The sequence below is a fragment of the Gelidibacter mesophilus DSM 14095 genome, assembly GCF_000423005.1.
GTDB lineage: Bacteria > Bacteroidota > Bacteroidia > Flavobacteriales > Flavobacteriaceae > Gelidibacter > Gelidibacter mesophilus.
In genome coordinates this window covers 285,821-301,851 of record NZ_KE383968.1, presented here as the reverse complement: position 1 = coordinate 301,851, position 16,031 = coordinate 285,821, and the positions used below count along the sequence as shown (strand labels likewise).

Below are 16,031 nucleotides of genomic sequence, written 5' to 3'. Positions count from 1 at the left end.
TGAGGCGTAAATGTTTAATCTGATAGATGCAAAAATTATATGATCTCCATTTTCTTCAATAAGAAACTGGCGTTCATATTCTTGCACACCCCAGTTTTGAAGGTATAGTCAAAATGGAGTTCGTCATCAATGATTTCAGCATCAAAATAATAATTTTTCACTTCATCAAGTTCCTTTTCTATTTCGCATAAACTCAAATCATGAGTGGCAATGATTCCCGTGGCGTTAGAAGCTACGAGTTTTTCCACAAATTTCCGTGAGCCTATGGCCTTGTCCGTACTATTGGTACCTTTAAGAATTTCATCGAGAATGATAAAATAGGGTTCTTCCTGGATTGCGTCTACAATGAATTTTAAGCGTGTTAATTCCGAAAAGAAATAGGAACTATCATCGGTCAAGGAATCGCTGGTACGCATGCTTGTAATTAATTTTACGGGATTGTAATCGCTTGCCGTAGCACATACAGGCAATCCCACATTGGCCATTACAATATGTAAGGAAACGGTTCTTAAAAAGGTACTTTTTCCTGCCATATTCGCGCCGGTAACAATAAGAAATTGTTCGTTATCAATATGGAGATCGTTATCCACCCGTTTCTCAACCTTCAGTAAAGGATGTCCTAAATCCTTTGCTTTAATGATCTCTTTGTTGTTTGTAATATTTGGAAACACATAGTTTGGATGGTTGAACGTATAATTTCCCAAACTATTATAAGCATCGAAAAACGACACCACCTCAAACCAATCCTCTACCTTATCCTTGTAGTCAGAAAGCCATTGCTCTACTTTGTAGCTGTTTTTTAAATCGGTTAAAAAATAGCCGTTTCCGAATATGGCCGATATAAAATTGTTTCGATTATCCAATGCATCTAAGGCTTTTGATAATTTTTTGAAAATTAGTGATGCTTTTTCTGATTCGGATTGAATGTATTTCTGCTTTTCAATTAATAATTCAGAAGTAAAGACTTCATTTTCTATTTGATCCAAAAGCATAGTGTATTGTTTGAAGGTTTCTTTGATCTCATCGGCATGTGAAGCTAAATTGTTGATTTTCTTTAAATATATTCCTGTAATCCCCAGTCCTATTAAAAGCCAGTACCCCAAAAACCCGATGCTGATAAGTTCAAAAAAGAAAAGGGAAAAGATGATCATGGTGCCTCCTAAGAAGCCATACGGAATCCATTGCATTGCTTTTGGCAGAAAGACTTTATGGCTCTTAAGCCAATTAATGATGGTTTTTGCTGAAGTTTCTACTTTTATCAAACTTGCGGTGGCCGAATATAATTGGCGCCATTCTGGTTTTGAGGCCAATTCGTTGATGGCTTCTTGACGCTTTCGGATATTTTCAATGTTATTCGCTTTAAGAGTGTCTGCTAGTTCTTGTGTACCTTCATTAATAACCGTTCTATTAATAAATTGAAAAAAGGAACCACGACCAAACAAATCAATATCCAAGCTATAAAAATGTAGAGGCTCTTGAAAGGCCAGACCTTGGTCCCGATCATGAAAATTACCTGAACTGATTTCCAATTCGGTCCTATTGATATCTGCTAAAGCTAATTTTAATTTCCTTTGGGCCTTTATATCTGTATATTTAGACAAGAGCACTATAAAAATAATAATGCCAATGACTGCAATTCCTACGGCAATTTGCCAATTGGAAAAAGTCATATAAATACCAAATGCGGTTAGCAAAAACACCAGAATACGGAGTGTACTGAAAAGTGCCATTTTCTTATAAAGGGAAGCGGCTTCTACTTCATAACGTTCTAAGTGCTGCTGGTAGTACAGATTTGGATTGTCCATTTTCTTAATTTGAAATTCAAAGAAACAAAAAATCCCAATAATGAATTGGGATTTTAAGAGATATTAAGGCCTTCGCTTTTGGAAGGTTGTAAAAATTTTATCCTTTTAAACTTGCAGATAAATATTCGCGATTCATTCGTGCGATATTTTCAAGTGAAATTCCTTTTGGACATTCTACTTCACAAGCACCGGTATTGGTACAATTCCCAAAACCCTCTTCGTCCATTTGTTTTACCATGTTTAGGACACGCTCTGTGGCTTCGATTTTTCCTTGTGGCAATAAGGCAAATTGAGACACTTTAGCACTTACAAATAGCATGGCTGAAGAGTTTTTGCAACTCGCCACACACGCACCACAACCAATACACGTTGCCGCTTCAAAGGCTTCGTCAGCATCATGTTTGTTAATTGGGATGGCATTGGCGTCAATCGTATTTCCTGAGGTGTTCACTGAAATAAATCCGCCTGCATGCTGAATGCGGTCAAATGAACTTCTATCAACTACCAAATCCTTAATTACAGGAAAGGCATTGGCTCTAAAGGGTTCTATAAAAATAGTATCACCATCCTTAAACATACGCATATGCAATTGACACGTAGTAATACCTTTATCTGGTCCGTGGGGTTCACCATTAATATGAAGTGAGCACATGCCGCAAATTCCTTCACGACAATCGTGATCAAATGCTACAGGTTCTTCACCCTTAGTAATTAAATCTTCGTTTAATATATCCAACATCTCCAAGAAGGACATATCGCCTTCAATACCATCTATTGGATATTCGACTATCTGTCCTTTGGCGTCGGCGTTTTTTTGACGCCATATTTTTAAAGTTAATTTCATAACGTTCCTTCTTATTTATAACTTCTTTCTTTCACTTCAATATTCTCGTACTCCAGCTCTTCTTTATGAAGAACGGCATCTTTTGGCTCTCCTTTATATTCCCATGCGGCAACATATTGGAATTCTGGGCGTCTTAATGCTTCGCCTTCTTCAGTTTGGTATTCTTCTCTAAAATGTCCTCCGGCAGATTCTTCTCTTTCAAGAGCATCTTTTGCAAAAAGCTCACCTAACTCTAAATAGTCAGCAACGCGCATGGCTTTGGCCAATTCTTCATTAAATTCGTTTTGTGTTCCTGGAACTCTGACGTCTTTCCAAAATTCCTTTCGAAGGGCTGCTATCTCAACAATAGCCTCTTTTAAGCCTTGGGCGTTTCTAGCCATTCCGCATTTGTTCCACATAATCTTTCCAAGTTTTTTATGGAAATGATCAACGGAATGCGCACCATTATTATTGATTAAATGTGCCAAGTTATCGTTTACAGCTTTCTCTGCTGCTGCAAATTCAGGAGTGTCTGTAGGTATTTTTCCAGTCCTAATATCTTGGGATAGATAATCGCCAATCGTATAAGGTAACACGAAATAACCATCTGCCAAGCCTTGCATCAGTGCAGATGCACCAAGACGGTTGGCACCATGATCAGAGAAATTAGCTTCTCCAATACAATATAGTCCCGGAACATTAGTCATTAAATTGTAATCTACCCAAAGTCCGCCCATGGTATAATGCACCGCAGGATAAATCATCATTGGCGTTTCATACGGATTTTGATCCACAATTTTTTCGTACATCTGGAACAAGTTTCCATACTTTTCTTTGATGACTTCCTGACCAAGTTGTTTGACCAACTTGGCATCGCTTTCGTTTAAACCTCTCACGTGTGCACGTTCTTTTCCGTACCGTTCAATAGCGGAAGCGAAATCCAAATAAACAGCTTCGCCAGTTTTGTTGACACCATAACCGGCATCACAACGTTCCTTAGCTGCACGCGAAGCAACATCACGAGGCACTAAGTTTCCAAAAGCTGGATAACGACGCTCTAAATAATAATCTCTATTTTCATGAGGAATATCTGTAGGTTTTAATTTGCCTTCTCTAATGGCCATCACATCATCCATGTTCTTTGGTACCCAAATACGCCCGTCATTACGGAGCGACTCAGACATTAAAGTCAATTTAGATTGATGCTCCCCAGATACAGGAATACAGGTAGGGTGAATTTGTGTATAACAAGGATTTGCAAAGAAAGCACCACGTTTGTGTGCTTTCCAAGCAGCAGTTACGTTACTTCCCATTGCATTTGTGGATAGGAAGAACACGTTTCCGTAACCTCCTGTTCCTAAAACCACAGCGTGAGCTGAATGACGCTCAACTTCTCCAGTCACCAAATTTCTTGCGATAATTCCTCTTGCTTTTCCGCCCACCACAACAACGTCCAACATTTCGTGGCGATTGTACATGGTTATTTTTCCACGACCTATTTGACGGTTCATGGCAGAATAAGCGCCTAATAATAGTTGTTGTCCTGTTTGACCTGCTGCATAAAATGTACGTGACACCAATACACCTCCAAACGAACGGTTATCTAAATATCCGCCGTATTCACGAGCAAATGGTACGCCTTGGGCAACACATTGGTCAATGATATTTGCCGATACTTCTGCCAAACGATATACGTTGGCTTCACGAGAACGGTAATCACCCCCCTTTACGGTATCATAAAATAATCGGTAGGTGGAGTCGCCATCACCTTGATAGTTTTTGGCGGCATTGATTCCACCTTGTGCAGCGATGGAGTGTGCACGACGTGGCGAATCTTGGAAACAGAATGCTTTAACGTTATATCCTAATTCTGCCAAGGTTGCAGCGGCAGAACCTCCTGCCAATCCAGTACCAACAACAATAACATCTATGCTACGTTTGTTAGCCGGATTGACTAGGTTAATTTGATTTTTATAGTTAGTCCACTTATCTGCAAGTGGACCTTTTGGTATTTTAGAATCTAAAGCCATATTAGATGTTTTTTTAGTTGAAGTGATGATAGAGTGCGATAAAAATAAATCCTAATGGAATGATGATCGCATAAGCCTTACCAAATCCTCTTAATCCTCTTGTGTATTTATTGTTGGCGCCTACCGACTGAAAAGCGGAACTGAACCCATGTAATAAGTGCAATGCTAAAAACACAAATGCTAAACAATAAAGTGCTACGCGCCATACGTCTACAAATTTGTGTTGTAAGTGCTCAAAATAGCGATACTCGCCATTTGCCAGTAATCCTGACATATCGCCATCAATAAATTTGACTTCAATTTCAGGAAACCAAAAATCGTAAAAATGGAGACCTAGAAATAGTAATATTACTGCACCTGTGTAGATCATGTTTCTGCTCATCCAAGTAGAATTGGCATTACCATTATACTTGACGTACGCAATTTTCCTTGCGTTTCTGTTTCTTATTTCCAACACCATGCCCATCACAAAGTGAAAAATCACACCCAAAATTAAAATGGGTTGAAAAATATATTGCACTACCCAAAACGTTCCCATGAAATGAGAGGCTTCATTAAATGTGTCTGCACTGAACACAGAAAGGATATTAATTGCAAAATGTTGTACTAGGAAAATCATGAGGAAGAATGCCGAAAGTGCCATGGCAAACTTTCTTCCAACTGAAGAATTTAAAATTCCGCTCATATTTTGAAGTTAGTTTAATGTGATACAAAGATACGTTTCAAACGTTTGAAACCCAAAAAATAGAATTATTTATACTTATTTGGAATGAGTTTAATTAAACTATGGTGCCATGTTCTTAAAAATGAGACGAGACCTTGTATATATTTGCTTCAGCATTCCAAATTTATTAACACGACGGAACCTTTTAAAGTTGAGGTTAAAAGTTTCACAAAACAGCAATATGTTTTTTAAACCTCTACGGAATCTGTAATTTTGAAAAAATACATCTTATGAAATACGATCCAATAGATAAACAGCTTTTTATAAAAAACAGAAAAAACTTTAGGGCTCAGATGAAGTCCTCTAGTTTAGCCGTTTTCAACTCCAATGACATTTATCCAATCAGTGCAGATAGTACCATGCCATTTCAGCAGCACCGTGATATTTTTTATTTGAGTGGTGTGGATCAGGAAGAAAGCATTTTGGTGCTTTTTCCTGATTGCCCAAAAGAAAAGCATCGTGAAATATTATTCCTAAAGGAAACCAATGCTCACATAGCTGTCTGGGAAGGTGAAAAATTGACCAAAGAAGCTGCTTTGGAAATTTCAGGTGTCAAGACCGTTTATTGGCTTCAGGACATGGAGAAAATCATGTTTGAATTGATGAGTCAATGTGATACGGTTTATATCAACACGAATGAGCATTATCGAGCCAATGTTGAAACGGAAACCCGCGAAGACCGTTTCACAAAATGGCTAAAAGATAAATACCCAGCACATGTTGTAGCCAAAAGCAATCCTATTTTACAGCGCTTACGCTCTGTAAAAGATCCGATTGAATTAAATCTGATGCAAAAAGCCTGTGATATCACTGAAAAAGGCTTTAGACGCCTTTTAGGTTTTGTGAAACCTGGTGTTTGGGAATACGAAATTGAAGCAGAATTGATGCATGAGTTTTTGCGCAACCGTTCCAAAGGATTTGCTTATACGCCTATTATTGCAGCTGGGAATAATGCGAATGTGCTACATTATGTGGTCAATAACCAACAATGTAAAGCTGGCGATTTGATTTTATTGGATGTTGGTGCTGAATACGCCAATTATGCGAGTGATATGACGCGAACCATTCCTGTTTCGGGAACATTCTCAAAACGTCAGAAGGAGGTTTATAGCGCAGTGAACCGGGTAAAAAATGAAGCTCAAAAAATGTTGGTGCCAGGTACGGATTGGGCAGAATATCACGTAGAAGTTGGAAAACTCATGACTTCTGAATTATTAGGTTTAAAATTGTTGGACAAGGCAGATGTCAAAAATGAAGATAAAGACTGGCCAGCTTATAAGAAATACTTTATGCACGGTACCAGTCATAACATTGGTTTGGATACGCATGACTATGGAATATTAACGGAGCCTATGCAAGAAAATATGGTGTTTACGGTAGAGCCAGGGATTTACATTCCAGAAGAAGGTTTTGGTATCCGATTGGAGGATGATTTGGTCATCCAAAAGAAAGGGGAGCCTTTTAACCTGATGGGCAATATTCCAATTGAAGCCGAAGAAATTGAAGAACTCATGAATTTATAAATATCGTAGAGGCTCTTTGCAAAGAGCCTCTACGATAAACCCACCATAATTGTTTCCACCCAAAAGGATGCGGTAAACTTCAATTAGTTTTTTAAGCCGGTACCAAGTCAAACACATACCGATTCAGTTTTCTTAAAGTTTCAATCTTATCACTAGTGTTGATCAAAAGGGAAATATTATTGCTACTGCCCCCGTAAGAAATCATTCTGACATTAACATCTTGCAGTATTTGAAATAATTTTGGTGTATCAGGATGGTAAACAATATGATTCCCTACAAGACAGACAATAGACCGGTACCCGTCGACTTCTACTTTTGCGAATTTTTCCAGCTCCGTGACTATTTCAGAAAGATTTTTTGTTTCGTCAATTGTTAATGAGATCGCAATTTCTGAGGTAGTGATCATATCTATAGCGGTTTCATGTTTCTCAAAAATCTCAAATACTTTTTTTAGAAAGCCATGGGCCAATAGCATTCTTGCAGATTTAATTTTGATAGCAGTAATCCCATCTTTAGCGGCAATTGCTTTGATGCCTTCACTATGAATGGCGTTGGTAATGAGTGTTCCGTGGGATGATGGAGATAAGGTATTTTTTAAGCGCACAGGAATATCTAAATCTCTCACTGGCATAACCGTTTGAGGATGCAGGATTTTAGCTCCGAAGTAGGCTAATTCCGCAGCTTCATCAAAAGATAAATTGGAAATAGCGTGGGTTTCTGGTACAAACCGCGGATCGTTATTATGAAAACCATCAATATCTGTCCAGATCTGTACTTCTTCAGCTCCCAATGCTGCACCGATAATGGTTGCCGTGTAATCACTTCCGCCACGTTGGAGGTTGGCTATGTTTCCAAGGGCATCTAAGCAGATAAATCCTTGAGTGATGTAGATGTCAGCTTCTGGAAGATCATTAATGAGACGATTGAAATTCTGACGGATGTAAAAATTATCCGGTTCATTGAATTTATCAACGCGCATAAAATCTAAAGCTGGCAATAAACAGGCGTTAAGACCTTCTTGCTTCAAAAATCTACTAAAAATAACAGTGGACAGCAATTCACCTTGCGCAACAATTTTATTGGCGAGCAACGGCGAATAGTTGTCATAGGCCACAGCTTTAAGTGTGTCAAAAATGGAATTCACATAACTAGCCACCTCAGTTTTTAAAGTACTATTTTGAATTAATTTTTCCACAGTTACCTTATAGGTATTGTGAAGTTCGGAAATTTGCTCAAGGGCATTTTCGATTTCCTTAAACTTTATACAGTCTGAAATGGTGACCAGAGCATTGGTTGTGCCTGACATTGCCGATAGCACGACAACCTTACGTTGACCATCATTGATGATATTTTTGACATTGGTCATATTCTCGATTGACCCTACTGAAGTGCCTCCAAATTTTAAAACAAACATATTCTTAGATTTTAATCCAGCGAAAATAAGCGTAACCCTTCTTCTTGCCATAAGAATTAAAAATTTTGACTAATTTTACACATAATGTTAAATAGTTAACAAATGAGAACTATCGCTGCTTGTGTTGAAGAAATTTTAATTGCCCAACCTTTTTTAGAGGAAGCTTTGTCCAGGGGCATCATTAATTATTCTGCTTTGGCTGAAGAATTGGTGGTTCCGATTGGTGAATTGCTTAAAAAGCCTGTGAAATCTGGAGCTGTGATGATGGCTCTGCGGAGATATCAACCACCTACTGACTTTGGAAGTTCCTTAAAACTTAAGCGAGTGGTTCAGAATTTAGGAGACATTACAGTGCGTTCCAATTTGACCGATTTCACCTTTCAAAACTCGAAAACCTTAAGCCATAGCCACTCGAAAATTTTGGAACAGATGGATAACTATTCCAATGTGTTTTATGCGTTTACAAGAGGGATTTATGAAAGTAATAGCATTATCTCATCTTCGCAAAAACACCATATCTTAAAATGTTTTGAATCAGAAGTCTTGTTGGGTGAAAAGGCAGAATTATCGGCCATTACGATCAGCTTGCCTTCTGAAAACAGCAAAGTTACGGGGCTTTATTACCAAATTTTTAAACGTTTGGCATGGGAAGGAATTGCCTTGTACGAAGTGGTTTCCACGACTAATGAATTTACCATTTTGGTGGAAGATGAGGTGGTGGATAAAGCGTTTTCGGTTATGAAACGTTTGAAGGATTGAAATGCCTATATACATTCAAAACTAAAAACATCAGAAGAGAAGGAATCAGCCATCCCAAATTGAATTTTCCCAAGGGGATGACCTCGATTAAAGCGTTAATACTTTCAGAAGGCATTAATATTTTTAAGAAGTCCGGAATACTGAAAATAAAGGCAGTAATTACTACGCCTCTAAAAATTGTAGGTGACGCCCATTGTTCCGGAATGACATTTAGTAAAATCAAAATGATGGTGATCGGGTAGATAAACATGAGTGCAGGAATGGCCACATCAATGATATAGCCAACGTCAAATTGACCCATTACGATTCCCAATAAACTCCCGATAATTGCGGTAATGGTATAGGCAATTTTTGAATTATTAAAAACGCCTTTAAAATAATCTGCCGTACCCATAACAATTCCTACGGCAGTGGTAAAACAGGCCAACGCAATTAGAACACTCAATAAAATTGCGCCAGCACTTCCTAATGTTTTGTTGCCCAGGCCTAAGAGTAATTCCGGTCTGGTAATGCCAAAAGCGAATTCAGAATTGTGAAAGGATCCTGCCAGAATCAATCCGGTATAGATAATGAACAAGCCAAAGCCGGCCAATAACCCCGACTTGAAAATGAGTCGTTTTTTTTCAGTTGGAGAGCCAGAATAATTTAGATTTATAGAGATAATCAACACCGCACCAACGACCAAAGCGGCCAAAGCATCAAAAGTTTGATAACCTTCCATAATACCCTCCACCAAGGGGTTTTCGAATTTTGAAGGCTGAATCGCGTCTGGTGAATAAAATATGGCAATGCCGATGATGGCCAATAGAATGAAGATGATAATAGGGGTTAAGTATTTGCCCAGCAGGTCCAAAACTTTGGATCGGTTCATTGCAAAAATAAATACCAATATGAAATAGAAGGTGCTGGTGAGCAAACTGCTACTGTTAAAAAAGGGCGAAATAGCCATCTCGTGAGTTACTGAAGACGTGCGAGGAGACGGAAGCACGACACAAATACCATAAACCAGTACGCAAAAGATGCTACTGAAAAGTGGTGATATTTTTTTTCCGAAATCGTACATCGTGCCTTGCAATTTGGCATGGGCCATAATGCCAAATATCGGAATCGCCACTGCGGTAATTACAAATCCAAGGGTCACTAAAAACCAATCAGGTCCTGCATAGAACCCTAAATAGGGCGGCAGGATTAAATTGCCCGCACCAAAAAACATGGAAAATAAAGCGAACCCTGTAACGAGTATATCTTTTGATTTATTCATCTGGATATTGATGACAATGCAGTCAAGCGTGAAACTCTTTATATCTTTGCCGAATATAGCTTAAAAATGATTTTAGAATACAAAGACATCCCAATTTTTTATACAAATCAAGGAGAAGGAGGGGCTGTGGTTTTGCTTCACGGATTTTTGGAAACCTCTTCAATGTGGAAGCATTTGATTCCGGAAATTGAATCACAGCACAATATAATTGCTATTGACCTTCTAGGACACGGGCAAACAGGCTGTCTAGGGTATATCCATACTATGGAGCTGATGGCTGAAGCCGTAGCGTTTGTTTTGGATTATTTGAAAGTTGAAAAATTCTTTATCATAGGACATTCTATGGGTGGCTATGTGGCATTGGCGCTTGCTGAATCTTTTCCACAACGCATAAAAGGGCTTTGTTTATTGAATTCTACCCCATTTGCAGATAGTCCTGAGCGTCAAAGCAACAGAGATCGTGCAATTAAAGCAGTGAAATATAACCCCCAAAGTTTTATCACGATGGCCATTGCCAATTTATTTGGTCCTGAAAAGGTATCGCAATTTGCCGAGGAAATTGAATTGATTAAGTTGGAAGCGATGTCCTTATCACTACAAGGAATAATTGCAGCCTTGGAAGGGATGAAAATCAGAAAAGATAGAAGTCATGTGCTCGAACAATTGGACGCTCATAAAATGGTCCTTTTGGGTCGGAATGATCCTGTTTTGGAATATGTTATCTTAAAATCGAAATTCGATGCTTTGGGAATTGATTCAGTTGACTTTGAAGGGGGACATATGACTTATATTGAAAATATTAGAGAATTTACTTACAAATTAAAACGTTTTATCGAAAAATAAAGTGCTTTGACGTTTATTTTAATTTAATTTTTTAAGTTAGAGCTTTCTAACTAAGATTATTATGAAAAAAAACACTAGTGCCCCAGCCCCATTGAAGCTTTATTGTAGCATTTTTGGTCACCGCTATGAAGTTTCCAAGAAAGTAACTTTTCACGTCAAAGAATACACGTGTAAGTGTTGCAAAAAACAATTAACAACTAATAGTAATGGGAATTTAACAGAGCTTACTCCCAAGTTCCAAGAGATCAATTCTATTTTGGAAGAGATGTACATGAGAAGGTCTGTTCGTTCGCAGGAGAAATCGCTCAGTTCATCGATATGTTGAACCTCAAAATGGGCTTATAGTTTGATTTTTATATATTTAGAGATCCTCTAAAATAATAATTAAAACTTGTAGCCACGTGAAAACAATTTATTGTTCCGTTTTTGGACATAACTATGTTGTTTCCAAAAAAATAACCTTTCATGTCAATGAGTATGAATGTACGCATTGCCATGCTGAAATGACCACAAATGGGAACGGAGAATTAACGCCGTTAACACCCAAGTTTAAGGAGATCAATTCAATTCTTGAACGCATCCATAAAAAACGACGCTTCAAACGAATGCAAGGCTTGCTCATTTTTGAGCATTAAGCACTGTTTTGGATAAGTTGTCCTTAATAAAGCGATAGCGTCACCATTCAATTGCTATTGTAAATGATGAACGCCCCATTCTAAATGGCGTGTTCAGATTTTCCCTGTTTAAAAATGTAAAACTTTACTTCCTTTGTTCTTGTACTTCCGACTTGGAATTTTTTTGAATTCTACCCTTCCAGTTGAGTTTATTATAACATTAACATATAATCTTTTCGTATCTGATTCGTTTTGATTACCATGGTGGGTGTCCCAAAAATTTGAGATTTTGAAAAATTTATTTTGCAGATTACTTAATCATGATTTCATTATAAAGAAGGAAATCACAAAATTCGTTAAAGAATACAAGTGTTCACGTTGTGGTATGCAATTAACAACCAGTGACAAAGGAGAACTTATTCCTTTAACCGATAAAAGACGTGAAATCAATGAGGAGCTCAGAAAGCTTTACAATAAAAGAAGGAATCGAAAACGGAATGTCTATTAATTTCTATGAAACAGAAATGCGCATTGCATTAGGTTTTGTTGGTTAAAGTAATAGTCGCCAAAATTTATTCATTTAAAATGAATTTGGCTCCTGATGAGTGCTAAACGCTGACGGATCGAAGCTTTTCGGCCGTAAAATTAGAATTCCAGTAATTTCTAATAAGAGTTATTGGTCTTTAAATGAATTCCAGCCTTTAGCAATTAATGGAACCAAAGTTTCTCCGCGTGTTACCAAATGCATGCCTTTTTCCTTATCTGTGATATATCCAATGACCGTTAAATTTGGATTGCCCTTAATTTTAGGGAAATCTTCTTGTGATATGGTCATTAATAATTCATAATCTTCTCCACCATTCAAGGCAATGGTCGTGCTATCAAGATTAAATTCCTCGCATGTCGAAATGACCTGTGGATCCAACGGGATTTTATCTTCGTATAATTCCGCTCCAACAGCGCTTTGCTTGCACAAATGAATAATCTCTGAAGATAAACCATCGCTAATATCAATCATTGACGTGGGCTTTACTTTTAAATCTTTCAGCAACTTCACAATATCCTTTCGTGCTTCAGGTTTGAGCTGCCTTTCCACAATATAGGAATACGGATCTAGGTCAGGTTGATTGTTAGGATTCACCTTAAAAACCTCCTTTTCTCTTTGTAGTACTTGAAATCCCATATAGGCAGCACCTAAGTCGCCCGTAACTACTAAAAGGTCGTTTGGTTTGGCGCCACTTCTATAAACAACGTCGTTTTTGTTAACCTCTCCAATGGCAGTCACAGAAATAATCAATCCAGTGGTAGAAGAGGTGGTATCGCCACCTACAATATCAATATCATAAAATTTTGCTGCAGCTTCAAATCCCACATAAAGTTCTTCAATAGCTTCCAGAGGGAATCTATTTGAAACTGCAATGGCAATAGTGACTTGTGTTGCCGTGGCGTTCATGGCGTAAACGTCAGATAGATTGACCATAATAGCTTTGTATCCCAGGTGTTTGAGTGGCATATAGCTCAAATCGAAATGCACGTGTTCAACAAGTAGATCTGTTGTAATGACGATTTGTTTTGATTTAAAGTCCAAAACAGCGGCATCATCTCCGATGCCCTTGACCGTCGATTTTTGAGTGATTTCAAAATTTTGGGTCAAATGGTCTATAAGTCCAAACTCACCCAATTCACTAATAGACGTGCGGGGTTGATTTTTATCTTCTATCATCCTGCAAATTTAGGGATATCGCTGAGAAAACACGAATCATTTTTTCGAAATATTAAGGAGGCTCTTGTATTAAAAAGACGAATCTATCCATTTAAGAATATAATATAAAGTTCCATGGAAAAACCCTTCTTATATTGTATCTTTGTCCTCTATTTAGAAATAATCTTAATAACGAATGATAAAAGTATCTGAAACAGCTAAAAAAAAGGTCATTGAACTCATGGGTGAAGATGGCTTTGACTGTGCAACCGACTTTGTACGCGTTGGTGTAAAAAGTGGCGGTTGTTCGGGTTTATCATATGATTTAAAATTTGATAAATCACAAGAAGACGAGGATAAGGTTTTTGAAGATAATGGTGTCAGAATTATTATTGATAAGAAAAGTTTTTTATACCTCATTGGTACAACCCTTGAATATTCAGGAGGTTTGAATGGTGCTGGTTTTGTGTTTAATAATCCAAACGCGAATCGCACATGTGGATGTGGGGAATCCTTTTCCCTATAATCCCATCCCAACCTTCCCCAATGGAAGGAGTTGAACATATAATGTAAATGATAATGACGAAATACACAGAAGACGATTTAAGAGAGGAATTAAAAACCAAGGAATACGAATATGGTTTTTTCACAGATATTGAATCAGATACGTTTCCTCCTGGTTTGAATGAAGATGTTGTTCGTGCAATTTCTTTAAAGAAGGAAGAGCCAGAATGGATGACGGAATGGCGATTGGAATCTTTCAGGGCATGGGAGAAGATGATCGAACCAGAATGGGCCAATGTCCATTATGAAAAACCTGACTTTCAGGCTATTTCCTATTATTCGGCACCTAATACGAAACCCAAATTAAATAGTTTGGATGAGGTAGATCCGGAATTATTGGCCACCTTCAAGAAATTGGGAATTTCCATGGATGAGCAGAAGGCCTTGGCCGGTGTTGCCATGGATGTGGTTATTGACTCTGTTTCCGTAGCGACAACCTTTAAAAAATCCTTGAATGAAAAAGGTATTATTTTCTGTTCCATAAGCGATGCCATTAAAGACCATCCTGAGTTGGTCAGAAAACATATTGGAACCGTGGTGCCACAGAAAGACAATTTCTATGCGGCCTTAAACTCTGCAGTCTTTAGTGATGGGAGTTTTTGTTATATTCCAAAAGGGGTGCGCTGCCCAATGGAACTCTCCACTTATTTCCGAATCAACCAAGGCGGAACAGGCCAGTTTGAAAGAACGCTTTTAATTGCTGATGAGGATAGCTACGTAAGTTATCTGGAAGGCTGTACTGCGCCGAGCCGTGATGAGAATCAATTGCATGCGGCCGTAGTGGAATTGATTGCTATGGATGGTGCAGAAATTAAATATTCTACAGTTCAAAACTGGTACCCAGGAAATGCTGAAGGTAAGGGTGGCGTTTTCAACTTTGTGACCAAAAGAGGGATTTGTGAAAAGAATGCCAAAATCTCCTGGACGCAAGTAGAAACCGGTTCAGCCGTCACTTGGAAATATCCGAGCTGTATTTTGAAAGGTGATAATTCAGTAGGTGAATTTTACTCCATTGCCGTGACCAATAATCACCAGCAGGCCGATACCGGAACAAAAATGATCCATTTAGGTAAAAACACCAGATCGACCATTATTTCAAAAGGCATCTCAGCTGGGAAATCCCAAAACTCCTATAGAGGTTTGGTCCAAATAGGACCTCGAGCAGAAAACGCCCGTAATTTCTCAGAATGTGATAGTTTGTTGATGGGCAATGATTGTGGCGCACACACCTTCCCATATATTGAAGTGAAAAACAAAACGGCAATAATAGAACACGAAGCCACCACAAGTAAAATTGGTGAAGACCAGATTTTTTACTGTAACCAACGTGGTATCGATACTGAAAAGGCAATTGCACTTATTGTAAATGGGTTTAGTAAAGAGGTGTTGAATAAGCTGCCGATGGAATTTGCCATAGAAGCCCAAAAACTATTGGAGATAAGTTTAGAAGGCTCCATAGGATAATGATCCATAACCTGCAAGGTTTTAAAAATGGTGTAGGTTTGAATAAATGACATAAGATTTCTGTTTTATACATCCCAAAATACATGAAAATAATAGGTTTTCTTTTAGTTGTTTTGTTGGCGTTTACAAGTTGTAAAAACGATCCAAGATCTGCTGATGTCGTTGAGGATAAGAAAGACCAGTTGGATGTGAAGGAAGTCTCAGGGAATTTTATCTATTACGACGATGCAAGTGTTTTACAAACCCGAAGTGAACTATTTGGGGTTGTTGAAAACCAAAAAGCCCAGGAATTGATTAAACAGGCCGAGCCTTTAAAAGATCAGCCAACCGATGAGGTAAAAGTGACGTTAAAAGTAAAAGTTACCAAAAAACCAGAGAATGAAGAAGGCTGGGAAAACAGAGTAGAAATCATTGACATTATTGCTGTTTCCAAAGTTGAACGACAGGACAGTGAGATGATAAAATTAAAATCACAAGAATAGAAAAATAAAATTCAAATTTTGAT

14 protein-coding genes are annotated in these 16,031 nt (G+C 38.0%); 7 read left to right on the top strand and 7 right to left on the bottom strand.

The features are described 5' to 3' along the window. Nucleotides 1-35: 35 nt before the first annotated feature. The 4 genes from G525_RS0119275 to G525_RS0119260 all read right to left on the bottom strand — a co-directional run bounded on the left by G525_RS0119275 (nt 36) and on the right by G525_RS0119260 (nt 5,343). Nucleotides 36-1,805 (bottom strand): MutS-related protein, encoded by a 1,770-nt coding sequence (locus tag G525_RS0119275; RefSeq protein ID WP_027127601.1) that lies wholly within the window; start codon nt 1,803-1,805, stop codon nt 36-38. A 97-nt stretch (nt 1,806-1,902) separates the two neighbouring features. Beyond that, nucleotides 1,903-2,649, bottom strand: a complete 747-nt coding sequence (locus G525_RS0119270; protein ID WP_027127600.1) for a succinate dehydrogenase/fumarate reductase iron-sulfur subunit — start codon at nt 2,647-2,649, stop codon at nt 1,903-1,905. Between the two features lie 11 nt (nt 2,650-2,660). Continuing rightward, the gene (locus G525_RS0119265; RefSeq protein ID WP_027127599.1) at nt 2,661-4,658 is read right to left on the bottom strand and encodes a fumarate reductase/succinate dehydrogenase flavoprotein subunit; all 1,998 of its coding nucleotides are present in this window, start codon (nt 4,656-4,658) and stop codon (nt 2,661-2,663) included. A 13-nt stretch (nt 4,659-4,671) separates the two neighbouring features. After that, a complete protein-coding gene (locus G525_RS0119260) occupies nt 4,672-5,343 on the bottom strand; it encodes a succinate dehydrogenase cytochrome b subunit (RefSeq protein WP_027127598.1) in 672 nt (223 codons plus the stop codon). Between the two features lie 269 nt (nt 5,344-5,612). Between G525_RS0119260 and G525_RS0119255 the strand changes: the two genes are divergently transcribed. After that, nucleotides 5,613-6,905 (top strand): aminopeptidase P family protein, encoded by a 1,293-nt coding sequence (locus tag G525_RS0119255; protein WP_027127597.1) that lies wholly within the window; start codon nt 5,613-5,615, stop codon nt 6,903-6,905. A gap of 91 nt (nt 6,906-6,996) precedes the next feature. Here G525_RS0119255 and G525_RS0119250 read toward each other — a convergent pair whose 3' ends face one another. Then, complete coding sequence (locus tag G525_RS0119250; RefSeq protein WP_027127596.1) at nt 6,997-8,319, bottom strand: aspartate kinase; 1,323 nt, start codon at nt 8,317-8,319, stop codon at nt 6,997-6,999. Between the two features lie 102 nt (nt 8,320-8,421). On the opposite strand from G525_RS0119250, the gene G525_RS0119245 reads away from it, so the two are divergent. Beyond that, nucleotides 8,422-9,078: a hypothetical protein gene (locus G525_RS0119245; RefSeq protein WP_027127595.1), complete on the top strand. Its 657-nt coding sequence runs from the start codon at nt 8,422-8,424 to the stop codon at nt 9,076-9,078. Here the strand turns inward: G525_RS0119245 and brnQ are convergent. Beyond that, nucleotides 9,056-10,339 carry a branched-chain amino acid transport system II carrier protein gene (brnQ, locus tag G525_RS0119240; protein ID WP_027127594.1) on the bottom strand — a complete coding sequence of 428 codons (1,284 nt, stop codon included), beginning with the start codon at nt 10,337-10,339 and terminating at the stop codon, nt 9,056-9,058. The genes G525_RS0119245 and brnQ overlap by 23 nt on opposite strands. Nucleotides 10,340-10,405: 66 nt before the next feature. Between brnQ and G525_RS0119235 the strand changes: the two genes are divergently transcribed. Next, a complete protein-coding gene (locus tag G525_RS0119235; protein WP_027127593.1) occupies nt 10,406-11,182 on the top strand; it encodes an alpha/beta fold hydrolase in 777 nt (258 codons plus the stop codon). A 401-nt stretch (nt 11,183-11,583) separates the two neighbouring features. Beyond that, the gene (locus tag G525_RS21490) at nt 11,584-11,817 is read left to right on the top strand and encodes a hypothetical protein (RefSeq protein WP_035480207.1); all 234 of its coding nucleotides are present in this window, start codon (nt 11,584-11,586) and stop codon (nt 11,815-11,817) included. 652 nt (nt 11,818-12,469) lie between these two features. On the opposite strand, the gene thiL is transcribed toward G525_RS21490, so the two are convergent. After that, entirely contained in the window at nt 12,470-13,519 is a 1,050-nt protein-coding gene (thiL, locus tag G525_RS0119215; protein ID WP_027127590.1) for a thiamine-phosphate kinase, read from the bottom strand. Between the two features lie 175 nt (nt 13,520-13,694). Here thiL and G525_RS0119210 point away from each other — a divergent pair, with 175 nt between their 5' ends. The 3 genes from G525_RS0119210 (at nt 13,695) to G525_RS0119200 (ending at nt 16,008) form a co-directional block, all read left to right on the top strand. Further along, complete coding sequence (locus tag G525_RS0119210; protein ID WP_027127589.1) at nt 13,695-14,024, top strand: HesB/IscA family protein; 330 nt, start codon at nt 13,695-13,697, stop codon at nt 14,022-14,024. Nucleotides 14,025-14,077: 53 nt separating this feature from the next. Beyond that, nucleotides 14,078-15,526 carry a Fe-S cluster assembly protein SufB gene (gene sufB, locus G525_RS0119205; RefSeq protein ID WP_027127588.1) on the top strand — a complete coding sequence of 483 codons (1,449 nt, stop codon included), beginning with the start codon at nt 14,078-14,080 and terminating at the stop codon, nt 15,524-15,526. 83 nt (nt 15,527-15,609) lie between these two features. Then, complete coding sequence (locus G525_RS0119200) at nt 15,610-16,008, top strand: hypothetical protein (protein ID WP_027127587.1); 399 nt, start codon at nt 15,610-15,612, stop codon at nt 16,006-16,008. The last annotated feature ends 23 nt before the right edge of the window (nt 16,009-16,031 follow it).

Bases quoted from the DNA above. Each gene is read 5' to 3' on its own strand.
- G525_RS0119270 (WP_027127600.1), bottom strand. From the start codon at position 2,649: ATGAAATTAACTTTAAAAATATGGCGTCAAAAAAACGCCGACGCCAAA.
- G525_RS0119260 (WP_027127598.1), bottom strand. From the start codon at position 5,343: ATGAGCGGAATTTTAAATTCTTCAGTTGGAAGAAAGTTTGCCATGGCA.
- G525_RS0119250 (WP_027127596.1), bottom strand. From the start codon at position 8,319: ATGTTTGTTTTAAAATTTGGAGGCACTTCAGTAGGGTCAATCGAGAAT.
- G525_RS0119210 (WP_027127589.1), top strand. From the start codon at position 13,695: ATGATAAAAGTATCTGAAACAGCTAAAAAAAAGGTCATTGAACTCATG.
- G525_RS0119265 (WP_027127599.1), bottom strand. From the start codon at position 4,658: ATGGCTTTAGATTCTAAAATACCAAAAGGTCCACTTGCAGATAAGTGG.
- G525_RS0119235 (WP_027127593.1), top strand. From the start codon at position 10,406: ATGATTTTAGAATACAAAGACATCCCAATTTTTTATACAAATCAAGGA.
- sufB (WP_027127588.1), top strand. From the start codon at position 14,078: ATGACGAAATACACAGAAGACGATTTAAGAGAGGAATTAAAAACCAAG.
- G525_RS0119255 (WP_027127597.1), top strand. From the start codon at position 5,613: ATGAAATACGATCCAATAGATAAACAGCTTTTTATAAAAAACAGAAAA.
- G525_RS0119200 (WP_027127587.1), top strand. From the start codon at position 15,610: ATGAAAATAATAGGTTTTCTTTTAGTTGTTTTGTTGGCGTTTACAAGT.
- thiL (WP_027127590.1), bottom strand. From the start codon at position 13,519: ATGATAGAAGATAAAAATCAACCCCGCACGTCTATTAGTGAATTGGGT.
- G525_RS0119275 (WP_027127601.1), bottom strand. From the start codon at position 1,805: ATGGACAATCCAAATCTGTACTACCAGCAGCACTTAGAACGTTATGAA.
- G525_RS0119245 (WP_027127595.1), top strand. From the start codon at position 8,422: ATGAGAACTATCGCTGCTTGTGTTGAAGAAATTTTAATTGCCCAACCT.
- brnQ (WP_027127594.1), bottom strand. From the start codon at position 10,339: ATGAATAAATCAAAAGATATACTCGTTACAGGGTTCGCTTTATTTTCC.